The 17,644-nt window shown below is 64.8% G+C and carries 15 protein-coding genes; 9 read left to right on the top strand and 6 right to left on the bottom strand.

What is annotated here, in order from left to right:
• From V7N12_RS08935 to V7N12_RS08925, 3 genes are all read right to left on the bottom strand, one after another.
• Positions 1-1,724, bottom strand: a 1,724-nt coding sequence (locus V7N12_RS08935; RefSeq protein ID WP_333714148.1) for a peptide ABC transporter substrate-binding protein, incomplete at its 3' end; no start/stop codon positions are given.
• Complete coding sequence (locus V7N12_RS08930) at positions 1,721-2,779, bottom strand: ABC transporter ATP-binding protein (protein ID WP_333714146.1); 1,059 nt, start codon at positions 2,777-2,779, stop codon at positions 1,721-1,723. The genes V7N12_RS08935 and V7N12_RS08930, both read right to left, overlap by 4 nt.
• Positions 2,772-3,776 (bottom strand): ABC transporter ATP-binding protein, encoded by a 1,005-nt coding sequence (locus V7N12_RS08925; protein WP_333714145.1) that lies wholly within the window; start codon positions 3,774-3,776, stop codon positions 2,772-2,774. Before V7N12_RS08925 ends, V7N12_RS08930 begins: the two co-directional genes overlap by 8 nt.
• A gap of 211 nt (positions 3,777-3,987) precedes the next feature.
• Here V7N12_RS08925 and argE point away from each other — a divergent pair, with 211 nt between their 5' ends.
• Both argE and V7N12_RS08915 read left to right on the top strand, forming a co-directional pair.
• Positions 3,988-5,148 carry an acetylornithine deacetylase gene (argE, locus tag V7N12_RS08920; RefSeq protein WP_333714144.1) on the top strand — a complete coding sequence of 387 codons (1,161 nt, stop codon included), beginning with the start codon at positions 3,988-3,990 and terminating at the stop codon, positions 5,146-5,148.
• A gap of 34 nt (positions 5,149-5,182) precedes the next feature.
• Positions 5,183-6,346, top strand: coding sequence for a M20 aminoacylase family protein (locus V7N12_RS08915; RefSeq protein WP_333714143.1), 1,164 nt, complete (start codon positions 5,183-5,185; stop codon positions 6,344-6,346).
• A 12-nt stretch (positions 6,347-6,358) separates the two neighbouring features.
• On the opposite strand, the gene moaA is transcribed toward V7N12_RS08915, so the two are convergent.
• Positions 6,359-7,363 (bottom strand): GTP 3',8-cyclase MoaA, encoded by a 1,005-nt coding sequence (gene moaA / locus V7N12_RS08910; RefSeq protein WP_333714141.1) that lies wholly within the window; start codon positions 7,361-7,363, stop codon positions 6,359-6,361.
• Positions 7,364-7,459: 96 nt separating this feature from the next.
• Here moaA and V7N12_RS08905 point away from each other — a divergent pair, with 96 nt between their 5' ends.
• Entirely contained in the window at positions 7,460-7,927 is a 468-nt protein-coding gene (locus tag V7N12_RS08905) for a D-galactarate dehydratase (RefSeq protein ID WP_333714139.1), read from the top strand.
• Between the two features lie 98 nt (positions 7,928-8,025).
• Here the strand turns inward: V7N12_RS08905 and glmS are convergent, their stop codons facing one another.
• Both glmS and glmU read right to left on the bottom strand, forming a co-directional pair.
• Positions 8,026-9,849: a glutamine--fructose-6-phosphate transaminase (isomerizing) gene (glmS, locus tag V7N12_RS08900; protein WP_333714137.1), complete on the bottom strand. Its 1,824-nt coding sequence runs from the start codon at positions 9,847-9,849 to the stop codon at positions 8,026-8,028.
• Between the two features lie 3 nt (positions 9,850-9,852).
• Positions 9,853-11,196: a bifunctional UDP-N-acetylglucosamine diphosphorylase/glucosamine-1-phosphate N-acetyltransferase GlmU gene (gene glmU / locus V7N12_RS08895; protein ID WP_333714135.1), complete on the bottom strand. Its 1,344-nt coding sequence runs from the start codon at positions 11,194-11,196 to the stop codon at positions 9,853-9,855.
• 126 nt (positions 11,197-11,322) lie between these two features.
• Between glmU and V7N12_RS08890 the strand changes: the two genes are divergently transcribed.
• From V7N12_RS08890 to V7N12_RS08865, 6 genes are all read left to right on the top strand, one after another.
• Positions 11,323-11,988 (top strand): HAD hydrolase-like protein, encoded by a 666-nt coding sequence (locus tag V7N12_RS08890; protein ID WP_333714134.1) that lies wholly within the window; start codon positions 11,323-11,325, stop codon positions 11,986-11,988.
• A gap of 82 nt (positions 11,989-12,070) precedes the next feature.
• Complete coding sequence (locus tag V7N12_RS08885) at positions 12,071-13,231, top strand: acyl-CoA dehydrogenase family protein (protein ID WP_333714132.1); 1,161 nt, start codon at positions 12,071-12,073, stop codon at positions 13,229-13,231.
• Positions 13,231-13,755 (top strand): hypothetical protein, encoded by a 525-nt coding sequence (locus tag V7N12_RS08880; RefSeq protein WP_333714130.1) that lies wholly within the window; start codon positions 13,231-13,233, stop codon positions 13,753-13,755. The genes V7N12_RS08885 and V7N12_RS08880 overlap by 1 nt, the downstream gene beginning before the upstream one ends.
• The gene (locus V7N12_RS08875; RefSeq protein ID WP_333714128.1) at positions 13,755-14,045 is read left to right on the top strand and encodes a hypothetical protein; all 291 of its coding nucleotides are present in this window, start codon (positions 13,755-13,757) and stop codon (positions 14,043-14,045) included. The genes V7N12_RS08880 and V7N12_RS08875 overlap by 1 nt, the downstream gene beginning before the upstream one ends.
• Positions 14,042-15,604 (top strand): carboxyl transferase domain-containing protein, encoded by a 1,563-nt coding sequence (locus V7N12_RS08870; RefSeq protein WP_333714127.1) that lies wholly within the window; start codon positions 14,042-14,044, stop codon positions 15,602-15,604. The genes V7N12_RS08875 and V7N12_RS08870 overlap by 4 nt, the downstream gene beginning before the upstream one ends.
• 84 nt (positions 15,605-15,688) lie before the next feature.
• The gene (locus V7N12_RS08865; RefSeq protein ID WP_333714126.1) at positions 15,689-17,608 is read left to right on the top strand and encodes an acetyl/propionyl/methylcrotonyl-CoA carboxylase subunit alpha; all 1,920 of its coding nucleotides are present in this window, start codon (positions 15,689-15,691) and stop codon (positions 17,606-17,608) included.
• Positions 17,609-17,644 lie beyond the last annotated feature (36 nt).

Genomic DNA, 17,644 nt, shown 5'->3' with positions numbered 1-17,644 from the left:
CGGTTGTCGCCGATCCGGTACCAGTCGGCAATGTTCCAAAGCTCGCTGTCCCATGTGTTCAGGACAACACCACCGAGCGAGTTGGCATGGGCCGATACACGGCCACGGTCCACCAGCGGCACGATGACCATGCTGTCCTTGGTCAGCATGTCGTTCAACCGGCGTGCAATCTCGCCACGCTTTTCAAGCTCGGCAGTCTGCTGGAGTTCGGCGACAAGCGCGTCATACTCGGGATCGCAGAAACGGTTGATGTTTTCGCCCTGCCACTGTGTTTCAGGCCGTGGGGCCTTGTCACAGGTATGGGCCGCGAGATAGGCCTGCGGGTCGGTGCCGTCGAAGTTGTTGGCATACATTTCAACATCGGCATAGAACTTTTCGAAGGTGTCGGGCGAGCCCGGATCACCGCCGAAGAAGACCGAGGCGTCGATATTGCGCAGCTCTGTCTCGACACCGATTTCCGACCACCATTCCTTGATCAGGGCCTGAAAGTCCTGACGCACGGCGTTTGTCGAGGTCTGGTAAAGGATACGCAGTTCAACACCGTCCTTGTCGCGGATGCCATTGCCGTTGCTGTCGACCCAGCCTGCGGCGTCAAGAAGCGCGTTTGCGCCTGCAATGTCCTGCACCAGACAATCGGTGTTGTCGGAGGCGTAAAGCTCGGGTCCCGGGACAAGGTTACAGGTCGGGCGACCGGCCTGACCATAGCCAACCTCGACCAGCAGGTCGCGGTCAATCGCCATGGACAGCGCGCGGCGGACCGATTCATCCGACAGGAACGGATGCGGATGCAGCGCGGTTGACCGCTCGCCCTCGGGCAGGGATGGCGAGGGGTTGGTCAGGTTCATCTCGATGCGTTCGACCAATGTGCCGAAGGCGGACACGGGCGTCCCCATGCCGGCAGCCGCCATCGACGAGATCACGTCGGGGGCAAGTTGCAGGTTCCAGGCATAGTCGAACTCGCCGGTTTCCAGCACGGCACGGCCAGCGGCTGCGGCGTCACCGCCACCCTTGAACGTGACAGTGGCGAAGGCCGGTTTGTTCGGATCGCGGTAGTTGTCGTTCGCCACCAGCTGGATCACGTCGTTGGTGCGGAAATCCGTCACGACGAAGGGACCGGTGCCGATCGGGCCGAAGTTGGCGTCTGTGCATTCAGGGGCACGCGCGCCAAGGCAGTCGGCGAATTGTGCTGCCTGAAGGATCGGGGACTGGCCGCCGACCATCGGGCCGTAGGGGTTCGGCTGCGGGGCGCCGAAGGTGATCTTGACGGTCAGATCGTCCAGCGCCTCGACGTTGGTGACACCGTTGTACTTAGACAACTGCGCGCAACCGCCTTCGGGGTGCATGCAGTATTCGGCCGTGAAGACAGCGTCGGCTGCGGTGACGGGGGTGCCGTCGGACCACAGCAGGCCCTCTTTCAGCCGCCATGTGATGCTGGTCAGGTCTTCGGAGACGCCACCGTTCTCGACGGTCGGGATCCCTTCGGCCAGAAAGGGCACCAGCGTGCCGGTCTCGTCATAGCGTGCCAGCGGTTCGAGGATCAACGAGGCGGCCTCGATATCCTTGGTGCCGCCCGACAGGAACGGGTTCAGGATCGACGGGGCCTGCCAGTAGATGATGTTCAGCTGGCCGTCGCGTCCGCGTTCGCCTTCATGCGCATCGGCGTAAGCCATCTGCGCTACGGCGAAAGTCGCGACAGCACCCATCAGGGCTGTTTTGAGTTTCATGATATCTTCTCCTTGTTGGTTAGCTCTTGAGCCTCGTGCCCCGCCGTGTTTCCGGCGGTGTCATTGGTTCCGTTGAAGAGGTGGCAGGCGGTGAAGTGACCGGGCTTGACCTCACGGTATTGGGGTTCTTCCTGCTTGCATATGTCCATCACGGCAGGACAGCGGGTGCAGAAGTTGCAGCCTTTCGGCGGATTGGAGGGCGAGGGCACATCGCCTTGCAGGATGATCCGCCCTGACGTGCGCGCAAGGCTGGGGTCGGGTTCGGGAACAGCCGAAAGCAACGCCTTGGTGTAGGGATGCAGCGGGTCGGCATAGAGCGCCTCGCGCGGGGCAAGCTCGACCACCTTTCCAAGATACATCACCGCCACACGGGTGGCGATATGGCGGACCATCGACAGGTCGTGGCTGATGAACAGATAGGTCAGCCCGAATTGTTCCTGCAGGTCTTCCAGCAGGTTCACCACCTGCGCCTGAATGGACACATCCAGCGCCGCGATCGGTTCGTCGCAGACGATGAACTTGGGGTTCAGCGCCAGCGCGCGGGCAATGCCGATCCGCTGCCGCTGGCCGCCCGAAAACGCCTGCGGATAGCGTTTCGCGAACCTGCGGTTCAGGCCCACCGCGTCCATCAAGGCGCCGACCTTCTCGCGCTTTTCGGCCTCTGACAGTTTCGTATGTTCGTCCAGCGGTTCCTTGATGATATCCTCGACCGTCATGCGCGGGTTCAGACTGGCCTGCGGGTCCTGAAACACCATCTGCATGGTCGGGCGCATCGGGCGCAGGGCGGTTTGCGGGGTCGCGCCGATCTCTTTGCCGTCGATCCGGATCGAGCCATCGGTGATATCATAAAGCCGCAGGACGGCCCGCCCGCAGGTGGACTTGCCGCAACCGGATTCGCCGACAAGACCAAGCGTTTCGCCCTCATACACATCGAAGCTGACGCCATCCACCGCCTTCACCTCGCCGACCCGCCTGCGGAACAGCCCCGCATAGATCGGGAAGTGCATCTTGAGGTCACGCACCGAGACAAGCGGTTTTCGGGTATCGTCAAGCATCGCGCGGCGCCCCTGTTCGTGCATCGAAGAAACAGGCCGCATCATGGCCATGACCCAGATCATAGCGCGGCGGGTTTTCGGCCGCGCAGCGGTCGAAGGCCACGTCGCAGCGGTCGCGGAACGGGCAGGATGTGGGCGCGGCACCCAGGATCGGGGGCTGGCCCTCGATGATCGTCAGACGCTTGGCGCGCGCGCCGTGGATCGTCGGGATCGTCTTCAGCAGCGCGCGCGTATAGGGATGCTGCGGGTTGCCGAACAACTCGCGCACGGGGGCATGTTCGACCACCTGACCGCCATACATGACCATGACGCGGTCGGCGATCCCCGCGATCACGCCAAGGTCATGGGTGATCCAGATCACCGCCATGCCCAGCTTTTCGCGCAACTCTTTCATCAGTTCCAGAATCTGCGCCTGTATCGTCACATCCAGCGCCGTTGTCGGCTCGTCCGCGATCAGCACCTTGGGGTCGCAGGCCAGCGCAATCGCGATCATCACGCGCTGGCGCATGCCGCCGGAAAACTGGTGTGGATAGTCGTCAAGGCGGCGGCGGGCGTCAGGGATGCCGACCAGTTCCAGCAGCTCTTGCGCCCGTGTCGCGGCCTGCCGCTTGGACATCCCCATGTGCTTGCGCAGCGGCTCCATCAGTTGGAAGCCCACCGAAAAGACCGGATTGAGCGAGGTCATCGGATCCTGAAACACAAAGCCGATCTGGCCGCCACGGACCTTGCGCAGATCCTGGGGCGAGACGCGCAGCAGGTCCTTGCCGTCGAAACGGACCACGCCATTGCGCACATCGGCGGGCGGCGAGGGCAACAGACCCAAGAGCGACATCATCGTCACCGACTTGCCCGATCCGCTTTCGCCGACGACGCCCAGCAGTTCCCCCGGACGCAGCGAAAAGCTGACGTCGTTGACTGCGTGGACTTCGCCACCGCGCGTTCTGAAAACGGTTTTGAGGTCCCGGACATCCAGGACGGGCAAGGCCCCATCGGGCATAGAGGAACCCCCCAAGCGGTTCTTTTTGTTGTTCTTTTGCGCGGAACCTTCTGCCGAGGTCCGTCACATATGTTTTACGCTAACAGCAAAATTCCACCACGCAAGCCGATTCCACATTGCAGCGGCGGGGATGTGCCGCGAAACTGGGCAGTAGCGGCCGGATGCCTATTGATGGGGCAACAGGACGGCGGCAGGGACCAGGGGAAAGCAGATGACGACACAGGCAAGGATGCTGATGGACAAGCTGGTCGGCTTTCCCACGGTCAGCCGCGACAGCAATCTGAAACTGATTGATTTTGTTGAGGATTACCTTGCCGGATACGGCGTCTCGGCGACCCGTGTCCCCAACGAGGATGGCACCAAGGCGGCCCTTTACGCCCATGTCGGACCGCAGGTCGATGGGGGCGTGGTGCTGTCCGGTCATACCGATGTCGTGCCCGTCGACGGGCAGGCATGGGACACCGACCCCTTCACGGTGACCGAACGTCAAGGGCGGCTTTACGGTCGCGGGACCTGCGACATGAAGGGCTTTGATGCGCTGGCCTTGTCGGCGGTGCCGCTGGCGCTGGAACGGGGCATCAAGCGGCCGTTGCAGATCGCGCTCAGCTATGACGAAGAGGTCGGCTGCACCGGTGCCCCGCCGATGATCGATCACATGGTCAGCCATGGCCTGCCCCGCGCCGATACCGTGATCGTGGGCGAACCTTCGATGATGAAGATCGTCACCGGCCACAAGGGCGGGATCGGCTACAAGATGCATTTCCGCGGCTTCGAGGTGCATTCCTCGCTTGCCCCCACCGGCGTCAGCGCGATCATGATGGCCGCCAAGCTGATCAACTGGGCGAACGAGGTGAATGCCGAGAATGCGGCGAAACCCGTGACGGAACTGGCCGCCGACTTCGTGCCGCCCTACACCACGCTGCATGTGGGCACGATCCAAGGGGGGACGGCACATAACATCACCGCCAGGGACTGCCATTTCGGCTTCGACTTCCGCATCGTCCCGGGCGAGGATATCGGCGAATGGCAGGCGCGCTTTCAGGCCAAACTGACCGAGCTCGAGGCCGAGATGAAGCAGGTCCGCCCCGAAGCGGGAATCACCGCCGAGCAATATTTCCACGTGCCCGGGCTTGTGCCCGAAGTTGCCGGCCGCGCCGAGGCGCTGGCGCGACAGCTGACCGGCGAGAACGCGCGCCATGTGGTCAGCTACGGCACCGAGGCGGGCCAGTTTCAGGAGCGCGGCTATTCCGCCGTGATCTGCGGCCCCGGCGATATCGCGCAGGCGCACCAGCCCAACGAATACATCACCGTCGATCAGTTCCGGCAGGGCGAGGCATTTATCGCGCGGCTGGTGGACAATCTTTGCGCTTAGGCCAAGTATCAGCGGGAAAAATGGAGAATCCCCGATGCCCGTCAAGAACCGCTTTGCCGAACTGCTGCCTGAAATCACCGCATGGCGCCGCGACCTGCACGAACACCCCGAGATCCTGTTCGAGACGCACCGCACCTCCGCCCTCGTCGCCGAAAAGCTGCAGGCTTTCGGCTGTGACGAGGTGGTGACCGGCATCGGGCGCACCGGTGTGGTCGGGGTCATCAAGGGCAAGTCCGATACCTCGGGCAAGGTCATCGGGCTGCGCGCCGACATGGATGCGCTGCCGATCCATGAACAGACGGGGCTGGACTATGCCTCGAAAACCGATGGTGCGATGCATGCCTGCGGCCATGACGGGCATACCGCGATGTTGCTGGGGGCGGCGAAGTATCTGGCCGAGACGCGCAATTTCGACGGGACCGTCGTCGTGATCTTCCAGCCCGCCGAAGAAGGCGGCGGCGGTGGCCGTGAGATGTGCGAAGACGGCATGATGGACCGCTGGGGCATTCAGGAAGTCTACGGCATGCACAACTGGCCCGGTCGTCCCGTGGGCAGTTTCGCGATCCGGCCCGGTGCCTTCTTTGCCGCAACCGACCAGTTCGAGATCACCATCGAAGGCAAGGGCGGCCATGCGGCCAAACCGCAGGAAACGGTGGATTCCACGCTTGTTGCAGCCCATACCGTCACCGCGCTGCAATCCATCGTCAGCCGCAATGCCGATCCGGTGGACCAGATCGTGGTCTCGGTCACGTCGATCGAAAGCTCGTCCAAGGCCTTCAACGTGATCGCCCAGCGTGTGCATCTGAAGGGCACCGTGCGGACCATGTCCAAAGAGATGCGCGATATGGCCGAGGCTCGTCTCAAGGCGATCTGCGAGGGGACAGCGGCAACCTTCGGGGCGAAGGCCGAGGTCAAGTATCATCGCGGCTATCCGGTCATGGTGAACCACGACGAACAGACCGCATTCGCCGCCGCCGTCGCAAGGGCGGTATCGGGCGATTGCGCAGAGGCGCCGCTGGTCATGGGCGGCGAGGATTTCGCCTTCATGCTGGAAGAACGCCCCGGGGCCTATATCCTCGTCGGCAACGGCGACACCGCGATGGTCCACCACCCGGCCTACAACTTCAACGACGACACGATCCCTGCGGGCTGTTCGTGGTGGGCCGAGATCGTCGAGCAGCGGATGCCGGCGGCCTGACGTCGCGCGGATTTATCCCCCCGTGTGGGACATGTGACGGCTGACCTGCCCGTCGACCTGCTGGCGGGAATAGTCGAAATCATGCCCCTTGGGCTTCAATGCAATCGCCGCACGGATCGCGTCGTCCAGCATCGCGTCGGATTCAGAGGCCCGCAATGGCGCGCGCAGGTCGGAATGGCCTTCCTGACCCAGACAGGTGTAGATCTCGCCGGTGCAGGTGATCCGCACGCGGTTGCAGCTTTCGCAGAAATTATGGGACAGCGGCGTGATGAAGCCGATCTTCTGGCCGGTGCTTTCCATGCGGACATAGCGGGCGGGTCCCCCCGTGCGGTCGGGCAGGTCGGTCAGGGGGGATCGTTCCGCCAGCCGGGCGCGCAGGTCGTTCAGGGACCAATACTGGCCGATCCGGTCCTCGTTGCCGATATCGCCCATCGGCATCACCTCGATGAAGGTCAGGTCCATGTCGCGCTCGGCGCACCAGTCGGTCAGACGGTGCAACTCATCCTCGTTGAAGCCCTTGAGTGCGACGGTATTGATCTTGACCCGCAGCCCCGCCTTTTGCGCGGCATCGATGCCCTTCATCACCTGCGGCAGGCGGCCCCAGCGGGTGATGCGAGCGAATTTGTCCTGATCCAGCGTATCAAGCGAGACATTGATTCGCCGCACGCCCGCATCGGCCAGATCTTCGGCGAATTTCGCAAGCTGGCTGCCGTTGGTGGTCAGCGTCAGTTCGTCCAGCGCGCCGGTCTGCAGATGCCGCGACATGGCGCGAAAGAAGGTCATGATCTCGCGCCGGACCAATGGCTCGCCCCCGGTGATGCGCAGCTTGCGCACGCCCAGACGGACGAAGGCCGAACACATGCGGTCCAGTTCTTCCAGCGTGAGCAATTCCTTCTTGGGCAAAAAGGTCATGTTTTCCGACATGCAATAGACGCAGCGGAAATCGCAGCGGTCGGTGACGGAGACCCGCAGATAGGAAATGGCGCGGTGGAACGGATCGATCAATGGTGCGGTCATACACAACACCTAACATGCGCGCCGCGCCGCGCAAGTGATCAGACCGGCATTGTCAGGACCGGTTGCGGCGCATAGCTTGGAGTCATGCGATTTGCCATGCTCACCGCGCTTCTGGCGCTGTCCGCCTGCGAGACACCTTTCTTGCAAGAGGTGTCCGGACAAGACGTGCCGGACCCGGGCGTGGCCCCGGCGCAAACGCTTGCCGCAGCGCCACCACCCCCGCCGCCGCAGACCGCGCGCACGGTGGCGGATTTCGACACCACATCGGCGTCCGATCGGGCCGAGGCGGTGGCCGTGCTGGCCACGGCGGCGGATCAGGCGCTCGGCACGACGCTGGCCACGCTGGGCTCGCCGGCCGAGCCCGGCATCTGGCTGAAAACCCCGCTGGTCACCCGAGTGCAGCAGGGAAAGGTCAGCTATCAGGGCCGCACGATCAACATCGAATTGCGCCCGTCGGGTGGCGCAGCGGGATCAGGCAGCCAGATCAGTCTTGCCGCCATGCGCCTGCTGGAGGCGCCGCTGACAGCAATCGTGCCGCTTTCGGTGACAGCCGCGAACGGCTGACGGTCAGGCGATGTCGGGATGCCTCCGGCGGGGATATTTATGGGCCAATAATGAGCAGTCTGGTCCGGTTATCGGGCAGCGCCCGGGCGCGTCGTGCCTTATTCCACGGTGACGGATTTCGCCAGATTACGCGGCTGGTCCACATCCGTGCCCTTGGCGACCGCCGTGTGATAGGCCAGCAATTGCGCAGGCACCGCATAGAGGATCGGGGCGAGGAAGGGATCGACCTCTGGCATGACCAGGGTTTCCCAGACACCTTCGCCCGCTTCCCTTGCCCCTTGCCGGTCGGTGATCAGCAAGACCTTGCCGCCACGGGCCATGACCTCTTGCATGTTGGACACGGTCTTGTCGAAGAGCGCATCGCGCGGGGCCATGACGATCACCGGCACATGTTTGTCGACCAGCGCGATCGGGCCGTGCTTGAGTTCGCCTGACGCATAAGCCTCGGCGTGGATGTAGCTGATTTCCTTGAGTTTCAGCGCGCCTTCAAGGGCCAGAGGATACATCGCGCCACGGCCCAGAAACAGGATGTCGCGCGCCTCGGCCAGTTTGCGCGAGAGTGCCCGGGACTTTTCCTCGATCCCCAGCGCCTGATTGAGCAACCCCGGCAGGCTGCGCAAGGCGGCAAGCTTTTCTGCAAGGCCCGCGTCATTCAGATGCCCGCGCAGATGGGCCGCATGCAGCGCGAGGATGGCGAGTGTCGTCAGTTGGCAGCTGAAGGCCTTGGTCGAGGCCACACCGATTTCGATGCCCGCAAGAATGGGCAGCGGCAGGTCGCTTTCGCGCGCGATGCTGCTTTCGGGCACATTGACGACCGAGACGATCTGATCGGCCTTGCCGGTCATGTAGCGCAAGGCGGCCAGCGTATCGGCGGTCTCGCCCGACTGGCTGACGAAGAGCGCGACGGTGCCCGGCGAAACGGGCGGTTCGCGGTAGCGGAATTCCGAGGCCACATCGACCTCGACGGGGATGCGGGCGAATTGCTCGAACCAGTATTTGGCCACAAGGCAGGCGTAATAGGCCGTGCCGCAGGCCACGAGGGTCATCCGTTCGATGCCTGCAAAGTCGATCCCGGGGGCGGGCAGGGACACAGCGGTCCCGTCGGGCGTGATGTAATGGGCCAGCGCGCCTTGCAGCACCACGGGCTGTTCGGCGATTTCCTTGGCCATGAAGTGCTTGTAGCCGGCCTTGTCGACGCGGGCGTTGTCCAGATGGATCGTGCGGACCTCGCGGTTGGCCAGCGCGCCGTTGGCATCGCGGACCGTGACGGATGCGCGGGTGACGACGGCCCAGTCGCCCTCTTCGAGATAGCTGATCCGGTCGGTCATGGGGGCCAGCGCGATGGCGTCAGAGCCCACGAACATCTCGCCCTGCCCATAGCCGATGGCCAGCGGTGATCCCTTGCGGGCGGCGATCAGCAGATCGGCCTCGCCTTCGAAGAGGAAGCACAGCGCATAGGCCCCTTCCAGACGGGCGATGGTCTTTTCGGCGGCCTGAACAGGAGAGTGCCCCTGGTCGAGGTAATGGTTGGCCAGAAGCGCCACGGTTTCGGTGTCGGTGTCGGTTTCGAAGCCGATGCCGTTCTCGGCCAGATAGGCGCGCAGCTCGCGGAAATTCTCGATGATGCCGTTGTGCACGACCGCGACGCGGCCTGCGCGGTGGGGGTGGGCGTTGCCTTCGTTCGGGGCGCCATGGGTGGCCCAGCGGGTATGGCCGATGCCGGATTTGCCGGCCAGCGGGGTGTGGACCAGCCTATCGGACAGGTTCACCAGCTTGCCGACGGCACGGCGGCGGTCGAGCTTGCCTTCGTTGATCGTGGCGATGCCCGCACTGTCATAACCGCGATATTCCAGCCGCTTGAGCGCCTCGACCAGCAGGGGGGCGGCTTCGTGATCGCTGAGCACGCCGATGATTCCGCACATTGCCTAGGCCCCCTTGTTCTTTTGCGCGCGCAGCTTGGCGAAGAACCTTGCGGCGAAGCCCGCCTTGTTGTCCTGCTTCGCCCTTGCGACCGCCAGATCGCCTGCGCCTACGTCGCGGGTGATGACCGAACCGCTGCCGGTCATGGCCCCCTTGCCAATGGTCACGGGGGCCACAAGCATGGTGTTCGATCCGATAAAGGCCGCGGCCCCGATGGTGGTGTGATGCTTGAAGACGCCGTCATAATTGCAGGTGATGGTGCCTGCGCCGATATTGGCCTGCGCCCCGACCGCGGCATCGCCGATATAGGACAGGTGGTTCACCTTCGCGCCCTCATCCAGCACGGCGTTCTTGATCTCGACGAAGTTGCCGACCTTGACGTTCTCGGCCAGTTCCGCGCCGGGGCGCAGGCGGGCAAAGGGGCCGACGACCGCGCCGCGTGAGACATGGCAGCCTTCGAGATGCGAAAACGCGCGGATCATGGCCCCGCTTTCGATGGTGACGCCGGGCCCGAAGACGACGTTGGGTTCGACGGTGCTGTCGCGCCCGATCACCGTGTCATGGGCGAAGTAGACGGTTTCGGGCGCAGTCAGGGTGACACCATCGGCCATCGCGGCCTTGCGGGCCTGCGCCTGAAACAGCGCCTCGGCCGCGGCCAGTTCCGCGCGGGAGTTGATGCCGAGCGTCTCGGCCTCGTCACAGGTGACGACGGTTGCGGAAAGCCCGCGCGCCGTGGCGATGCCCACGATGTCCGTCAGGTAGTATTCGCCCGCCGCATTGTCGTTGCCGACCGCCGCGACCAGATCGAACAGCGTCTGGGCATCGGCTGCGACGACACCGCTGTTGCACAAGCTGACGGCGCGTTCGGTCTTGGTGGCATCCTTGAATTCGACAATGCGGTTCAGCTTGTCGCCCGCCATGATCAGCCGCCCGTAGCGGCCGGGATCGGCGGCCTGAAATCCCAGCACCACGATATCGTGACGGGCACGGGCGGCGGCCATGGCCTGAAGCGTTTCGGGCCGGATGAAGGGCGTGTCGCCGTAAAGGACAATCGCATCGCCGGTAAAGCCCGACAGGGCGTCGCTGGCCTGTGCGACCGCATGGGCGGTCCCAAGCTGTTCGGTCTGGACGACGATCTGCACCTCGGGGTCGTGATCCCTTGCGGCGGTCTCGACCGCCTTGGCCCCTTGGCCTGCGACGATGACGGTCCGTTCCGGCGCAAGGGCCATGCCCGATTTCATCGCATGCACCAGCATCGGCGCGCCCGCAATCGGGTGCAGCACCTTGGGCAGGTCCGAATTCATGCGGGTGCCCATCCCTGCGCCAAGAATGATCAGTGCGGTTGCCATTGCTGCCTCGTTATGCGTTCTTGAGCCGACTTCTACCCTGCTTTTGCGCGATCACAAGGGCAGGGGCTTCACATCACTTTACAGCCCGTTACATCAGGGTCCAAAGCGCAAGAACAGGGGGCTGCGATGAAACCGGCGGTAATCTTCGATCTGGACGGGACTTTGGCCGATACCAGCGGCGATCTGATCGCCGCCGCCAACCATTGCTTTCGCGGGCTGGGGCTGGGCGATCTGCTGGACCCCGCGCGGGATGCCGCCACCGCCCTGCGCGGCGGGCGGGCGATGCTGACCTTGGGCTTTTCGCGGGTCGAAGGATATGGCGCGGACGAGATCGACCGGCAGTATCCGGTCCTGCTTGCCGCCTATGCGCTGGCCATCGACAGGCATACAGTGCTTTATCCCGGCGCGATGGATGCGGTGGAACGGCTTCTGGCCAGGGATTATGTGGTCGGCATCGCCACCAACAAACCGGAACGGCTGGCCGAACAGTTGATGACCAGCCTTGGGGTGCGCGATGCCTTCGGGTCGCTGATCGGGGCGGATACCCTGCCGGTGCGCAAGCCCGACCCCGCGCATCATTTCGAGGCCGTCAGCCGCGCAGGCGGTGATCCCGCGCGCTCGCTTCTGGTGGGCGACACGGTGACCGACCGCGATACCTCGCGCAATGCGGGCGTGCCGTCGGTGCTGGTCACCTTTGGCCCGGGGCGCGAGGCGGTCTTGGCGCTGGGGGCCGAGGCGACGATCGACCACTATGACGAGCTTGACGCCGTTGTCGACCGGCTGATCGGCTAGGGCGCCTGCGCAAAAAGGACTCGACAGTCGGCGGCGGACGGGCCTATTATTTGAACAAGCGTTCAATTAACCGGAGCAAGCCATGTTCCACGCCTCTATGCAGTTCGACCTTGGCGAGGATGTGAATGCCCTGCGCGCCATGGTGCATGACTGGGCGCAGACCCGCGTGAAACCGATGGCAGCCGACATCGACCGCGCGAATGTCTTTCCGGCGCCGCTCTGGCGCGAGATGGGCGATCTTGGCTTGCTGGGCGTCACGGTCGGCGAGGATCATGGCGGGGCGGGCATGTCCTATCTCGCCCATACCGTCGCGATCGAGGAAATCGCGCGGGCCAGTGCCTCGGTCGCGCTGTCGTATGGGGCGCATTCGAACCTTTGCGTCAACCAGATCAAGCTGAACGGGACGGACGCGCAGAAGGCGAAATACCTGCCGCGTCTGATGTCCGGTGAACATGTCGGAGCACTTGCGATGTCCGAGGCGGGGGCGGGGTCCGATGTCGTCTCGATGACGCTGCGGGCCGAAAGGCGGAACGATCACTACCGCCTGAACGGCAACAAATACTGGATCACCAACGGGCCGGATGCGGATACGCTTGTCGTCTACGCCAAGACCGATCCCGAGGCCGGATCGAAGGGGATCACCGCCTTCCTGATCGAGAAAGAGTTGAAAGGCTTCAGCAGCTCGCCGCATTTCGACAAGCTGGGGATGCGCGGGTCGAACACGGGCGAACTGGTCTTCGACGACGTCGCCGTGCCCTTCGAGAACGTGCTGGGCGAGGAAGGCAAAGGTGTGCGCGTGTTGATGTCGGGTCTCGATTATGAGCGCGTCGTGCTGGCGGGCATCGGCCTTGGCATCATGGCCGCCTGTCTGGACGCGGTCATGCCCTATGTCAGCACCCGCAAGCAGTTCGGCGAACCGATCGGCAATTTCCAACTGATGCAGGGCAAGATCGCGGATATGTATACGGCGATGAATTCCGCGCGCGCCTATGTCTACGAGGTCGCGCGGGCCTGTGATCGCGGCACGGTCACCCGTCAGGATGCCGCCGCCTGCTGTCTTTATGCCAGCGAAGAGGCGATGAAACAGGCCCATCAGGCCGTGCAGGCGATGGGCGGTGCGGGCTTTCTGAGCGACGCGCCTGTCGCGCGGCTCTTCCGCGATGCCAAGCTGATGGAGATCGGGGCGGGCACATCGGAAATCCGCCGGATGCTGATCGGGCGCGAGATGATGGGGGCGATGTGATGCGCTGGTTTATCCTTGCCTGTCTGTGGCCCGCCGCCGCCTTCGCGCAGGACTTCGGCGCGCCGCCCATGCCGGGCACTGACGAGGTCCACGCCTGCATCCTCGAACAGGTCGCCCTTGGCCCCAACGCCCTTGTCAGCCGCGCCGCGCGCGACTGTATCGGGCGGTCCGTCGCGTTTTGCGAAGGGGATACAGTGGTCTGCGCCGCAGCCGAGCAAGCCTATTGGGAGTGGCGCATCGCGCGCACCTATTACGGCTTGCAGGCATGGGTTGCCGACAGCGATGATGTGGCCGCCTCGGTGCAGCAATCGGTCGCCAACCCGCGCACCGCCACCGCGAACGTGCCGCTGGAGTGTCAGTTGCGTGCAGCGGGCGGGCAGGGCGGCGAGGCTGCGCCGGACACGATGGCCACCTGCATGATGCGCGAAACGGCCCTGATCGCGCTGGAGCTTGAATTCTCGGTCCGGCAGGCCTGCCTTTCGGCGTCCGGCGGGGACTTCGCGGCCTATTGCGGGCGGGAATGATGCGCTGGCTCTATTTCCTGCCGCTTGCCGGGCTGGTCGCCTATGCCGCCTATCTGGGCTGGCTGCGCGGGCAATTGCCCTCTGAAACCGAGATCATCAACCGCTACGCGGCGGCCTATCTCGCCATGGCACCGGAAGGGGCGCAGCCGACTGATTGCGCGGCCACCAGCCACCCCGATGAGGCGATCCGCATGATCGTCACCTGCGCCCATCCTTCGGGGCTGGTGACCACCTACCATGTCGGTCCAAGGGGCGAGGCGCTGCCCGCACCGCAGGGGCCAAGCGCGTGACCGACCGCGCCCGACACGAGGCCGCGCTGGCCGAGGTCGCCGCCGCTGCGGCCCATGCCGCCGCGGGCGGGGGTGAGGTTGCGCGCGACCGCCATATGTCGCGGGGCAAGATGCTGCCGCGCGACCGGGTCGCCAACCTGCTCGACCCCGGCAGTCCGTTTTTGGAAATCGGCGCGACGGCGGCGCATGGCATGTATGACGGCGCGGCCCCCTGCGCCGGTGTCGTCGCCGGTGTCGGGCGGGTGCATGGCCAGCAGGTGATGGTCGTTTGCAACGATGCGACCGTCAAGGGTGGCACCTACTACCCGATGACGGTCAAGAAACACCTGCGCGCACAAGAGATCGCCGAAGCCTGTCATCTGCCTTGCGTCTATCTGGTGGATAGCGGCGGTGCGAACCTGCCCAATCAGGACGAGGTTTTCCCCGACCGCGACCACTTTGGCCGCATCTTCTACAATCAGGCGCAGATGTCCGCCAAGGGTATCCCGCAGATTGCCGTGGTCATGGGCTCCTGCACGGCGGGCGGTGCCTATGTGCCGGCGATGGCGGATGTGGCGATCATCGTGCGCGAGCAAGGCACGATCTTTCTGGCGGGTCCCCCCTTGGTCAGGGCGGCGACGGGCGAGGTGGTCTCGGCAGAGGCGCTGGGCGGGGGTGATGTGCACACGCGCCTGTCCGGCGTGGCCGACTATCTGGCCGAGGATGACGCCCATGCGCTGGCGCTCGCACGGCAGGCGGTCGCATCCTGTGCCTTGCAAGAGGCGATATCTGTCAGTCGCTTACCGTCCGAACCTCCGGCATTTGATCCCGACACATTGTTCGATGTGATCCCCGCTGATCTGCGCACGCCTTATGACATCAGGCAGGTGATCGCGCGGATCGTGGATGGGTCGAGATTTGATGAATTCAAGGCGCGCTTCGGCGAGACGCTGGTTTGCGGCTTTGCCCATATCGACGGCTGGCCCTGCGGGATCGTGGCCAACAACGGGGTGCTGTTTTCCGAAAGCGCGCAGAAGGGCGCGCATTTCATCGAGCTTTGCAGCCAGCGCAAGATCCCGCTGGTCTTTCTGCAGAACATCACCGGCTTCATGGTGGGCCAGAAATACGAGAACGAGGGCATCGCGCGGCACGGGGCCAAGATGGTGACAGCGGTCGCCACGACGAAGGTCCCGAAGATCACGATGGTCGTCGGCGGCTCCTTCGGGGCCGGAAATTATGGCATGGCGGGAAGGGCTTACAGCCCGCAATTCATGTGGTCTTGGCCGACGTCCCGGATTTCCGTGATGGGCGGGGAACAGGCGGCGGGCGTGCTGGCGACGGTCAGGCGCGAGGCCATCGAACGCAAGGGCGGTCAGTGGTCGCCCGCGGAAGAGGCCGCCTTCAAGCAGCCCACCATCGATATGTTCGCCGCACAATCGCATCCGCTTTATGCCAGCGCCCGGCTCTGGGATGACGGGATCATCGACCCGCGCAAGTCGCGCGCGGTGCTCGCGCTGTCGCTTGCGGCGGCCCTGAATGCGCCCATCGAAGAGACACGCTTCGGCGTGTTCCGCATGTGAGAAAGGCGGGCGAAATCCGGTGTCGGCATCGGGTCGGCGCAACGTCGGCAAAACGTCGGCGCTTTTGTCGGCGGGGCACCTGCCATGTTTGACAAGATCCTGATCGCGAACCGTGGCGAAATCGCCTGCCGTGTGATCCGGACGGCCCGCGCTTTGGGGGTGCGGACGGTGGCGGTCTACTCGGACGCGGACGCCCGCGCGCTTCATGTCGCGCTGGCGGATGAATCGGTGCGTCTGGGGCCTGCACCGGTGGCGGACAGCTACCTGCGCGGTGATCTGATCATCGCGGCGGCGCTGGCAACAGGCGCGCAGGCGATCCATCCGGGCTACGGCTTTCTGTCCGAGAACCCGGACTTCGTGGCCGAGGTGGAAAAGGCGGGGCTGGTGTTCATCGGCCCATCGGCGGATGCCATCCGTGCCATGGGCCTGAAGGATGCCGCCAAGGCACTGATGGCGCAGGCGGGTGTGCCTGTCGTGCCGGGCTATCACGGCGCGCGGCAAGAGCCGGACTTTCTGGCCGCGCGCGCGGCAGAGACCGGCTATCCGGTTCTGATCAAGGCCGTGGCGGGCGGCGGCGGCAAGGGGATGCGTCTGGTGGCGCAGCCTTCCGATTTCGCGGATGCCCTTGCCTCGGCGCAGGCAGAGGCGCGGACCGCCTTCGGCAATCCTGCCGTGCTGATCGAGAAATACATCGCAAGCCCCCGCCATATCGAGGTGCAGGTTTTCGGTGACGGGCATGATGCCGTGCATCTGTTCGAACGCGACTGCTCGCTGCAGCGGCGCCATCAGAAGGTGATCGAGGAAGCCCCCGCGCCGGGCATGACAACGGCGGTCCGCGCGGCCATGGGCGATGCGGCGGTGCGCGCGGCCAAAGCCATCGGTTACGCCGGGGCGGGCACGGTCGAGTTCATTGTCGATGGTGCCGGGGGTCTGCACCCCGATGGTTTCTGGTTCATGGAGATGAACACGCGGCTGCAGGTCGAACACCCCGTGACCGAGGCGATCACCGGCCTCGATCTGGTGGAATGGCAGTTGCGCGTTGCGGCGGGCGAGGCGCTGCCCCTGCGCCAGAAGGACCTTGCGATCACCGGCCACGCGGTCGAGGCGCGGCTTTATGCCGAGGATGTGCCCGCAGGCTTTCTGCCCGCCACGGGGCGGATCGATCATCTGGTCTTTCCCGATACCGCGCGCATCGACACGGGCGTCAGGGCGGGGGATGAGGTCTCGCCCTGGTATGACCCGATGATCGCCAAGCTGACGGTCCATGGTGCCAACCGCGCGGCGGCGCTGCGCGGGATGGCGGCGGCGCTGGATGCCACGCAAGTGGCGGGGACGGTCACGAACCTTGGCTTTCTGCGCCGTCTGGTGCGGGACAAGGGCTTTCTGGCGGGCGATTTCGACACCGGGCTGATCGCGGCGCGAGGCGCGGCGCTGATGCAGGATGCGCCGCCGAGCCCGCGGGATATCGCGATTGCGGCCGTTGTGGCGGCCGATGTGCCGGATGGGGCGCTGGCGGGATTCACGCTCTGGTCACCGCTGGCGCGGCGGATCGCCTTGACGCAGGGGGGGCAGCGGTATGATGCGACGCTCTGGGTTGTGTCGGCGGATGAGGTCGAGGTCGCGCTGGGGCAAGAGACAATTCCTCTGCGCCGTCGCGGCACGGACTGGGGCGCGCCCGCGATCCGCCATGCGGGCAAGGTCACGGTTTTCGGTGCGACTTGTCAGACATTCACGCTGGTTGATCCATTGGAACGGGCCACCGACGAACGCGGCGGGGATACCGTTCTGGCCCCGATGCCCGGCCTTGTCGCCTCGGTCGCGGTGACGGCGGGGCAGGCGGTCGCGGCGGGGGATCGGCTGGTGGTGCTGGAGGCGATGAAGATGGAACATGTCCTGCGCGCACCCCGCGACGGGGTGCTGGCGACGGTCGCCGTGAGGGCGGGCCAGCAGGTCGCGGCGGGTGATCTGGTCGCGGCCCTCGCACCGGATGCGTCGGATGGCTGAGGTCGTCCGCATCCACGAGGTCGGCCCCCGCGACGG

Origin of the sequence: Yoonia sp., assembly GCF_036770585.1 — a bacterium.
In the GTDB taxonomy this organism is placed as follows: Bacteria; Pseudomonadota; Alphaproteobacteria; order Rhodobacterales; family Rhodobacteraceae; genus Yoonia.
Note: the sequence above shows the minus strand (reverse complement) of the source record. Positions and strands in the feature narration are given on the sequence as shown.

Coding starts and splice junctions, on each gene's coding strand:
- V7N12_RS08930 (WP_333714146.1), bottom strand. CDS start 2,779: ATGCTTGACGATACCCGAAAACCGCTTGTCTCGGTGCGTGACCTCAAG.
- V7N12_RS08925 (WP_333714145.1), bottom strand. CDS start 3,776: ATGCCCGATGGGGCCTTGCCCGTCCTGGATGTCCGGGACCTCAAAACC.
- argE (WP_333714144.1), top strand. CDS start 3,988: ATGACGACACAGGCAAGGATGCTGATGGACAAGCTGGTCGGCTTTCCC.
- V7N12_RS08915 (WP_333714143.1), top strand. CDS start 5,183: ATGCCCGTCAAGAACCGCTTTGCCGAACTGCTGCCTGAAATCACCGCA.
- moaA (WP_333714141.1), bottom strand. CDS start 7,363: ATGACCGCACCATTGATCGATCCGTTCCACCGCGCCATTTCCTATCTG.
- V7N12_RS08905 (WP_333714139.1), top strand. CDS start 7,460: ATGCTCACCGCGCTTCTGGCGCTGTCCGCCTGCGAGACACCTTTCTTG.
- glmS (WP_333714137.1), bottom strand. CDS start 9,849: ATGTGCGGAATCATCGGCGTGCTCAGCGATCACGAAGCCGCCCCCCTG.
- glmU (WP_333714135.1), bottom strand. CDS start 11,196: ATGGCAACCGCACTGATCATTCTTGGCGCAGGGATGGGCACCCGCATG.
- V7N12_RS08890 (WP_333714134.1), top strand. CDS start 11,323: ATGAAACCGGCGGTAATCTTCGATCTGGACGGGACTTTGGCCGATACC.
- V7N12_RS08885 (WP_333714132.1), top strand. CDS start 12,071: ATGTTCCACGCCTCTATGCAGTTCGACCTTGGCGAGGATGTGAATGCC.
- V7N12_RS08880 (WP_333714130.1), top strand. CDS start 13,231: ATGCGCTGGTTTATCCTTGCCTGTCTGTGGCCCGCCGCCGCCTTCGCG.
- V7N12_RS08875 (WP_333714128.1), top strand. CDS start 13,755: ATGCGCTGGCTCTATTTCCTGCCGCTTGCCGGGCTGGTCGCCTATGCC.
- V7N12_RS08865 (WP_333714126.1), top strand. CDS start 15,689: ATGTTTGACAAGATCCTGATCGCGAACCGTGGCGAAATCGCCTGCCGT.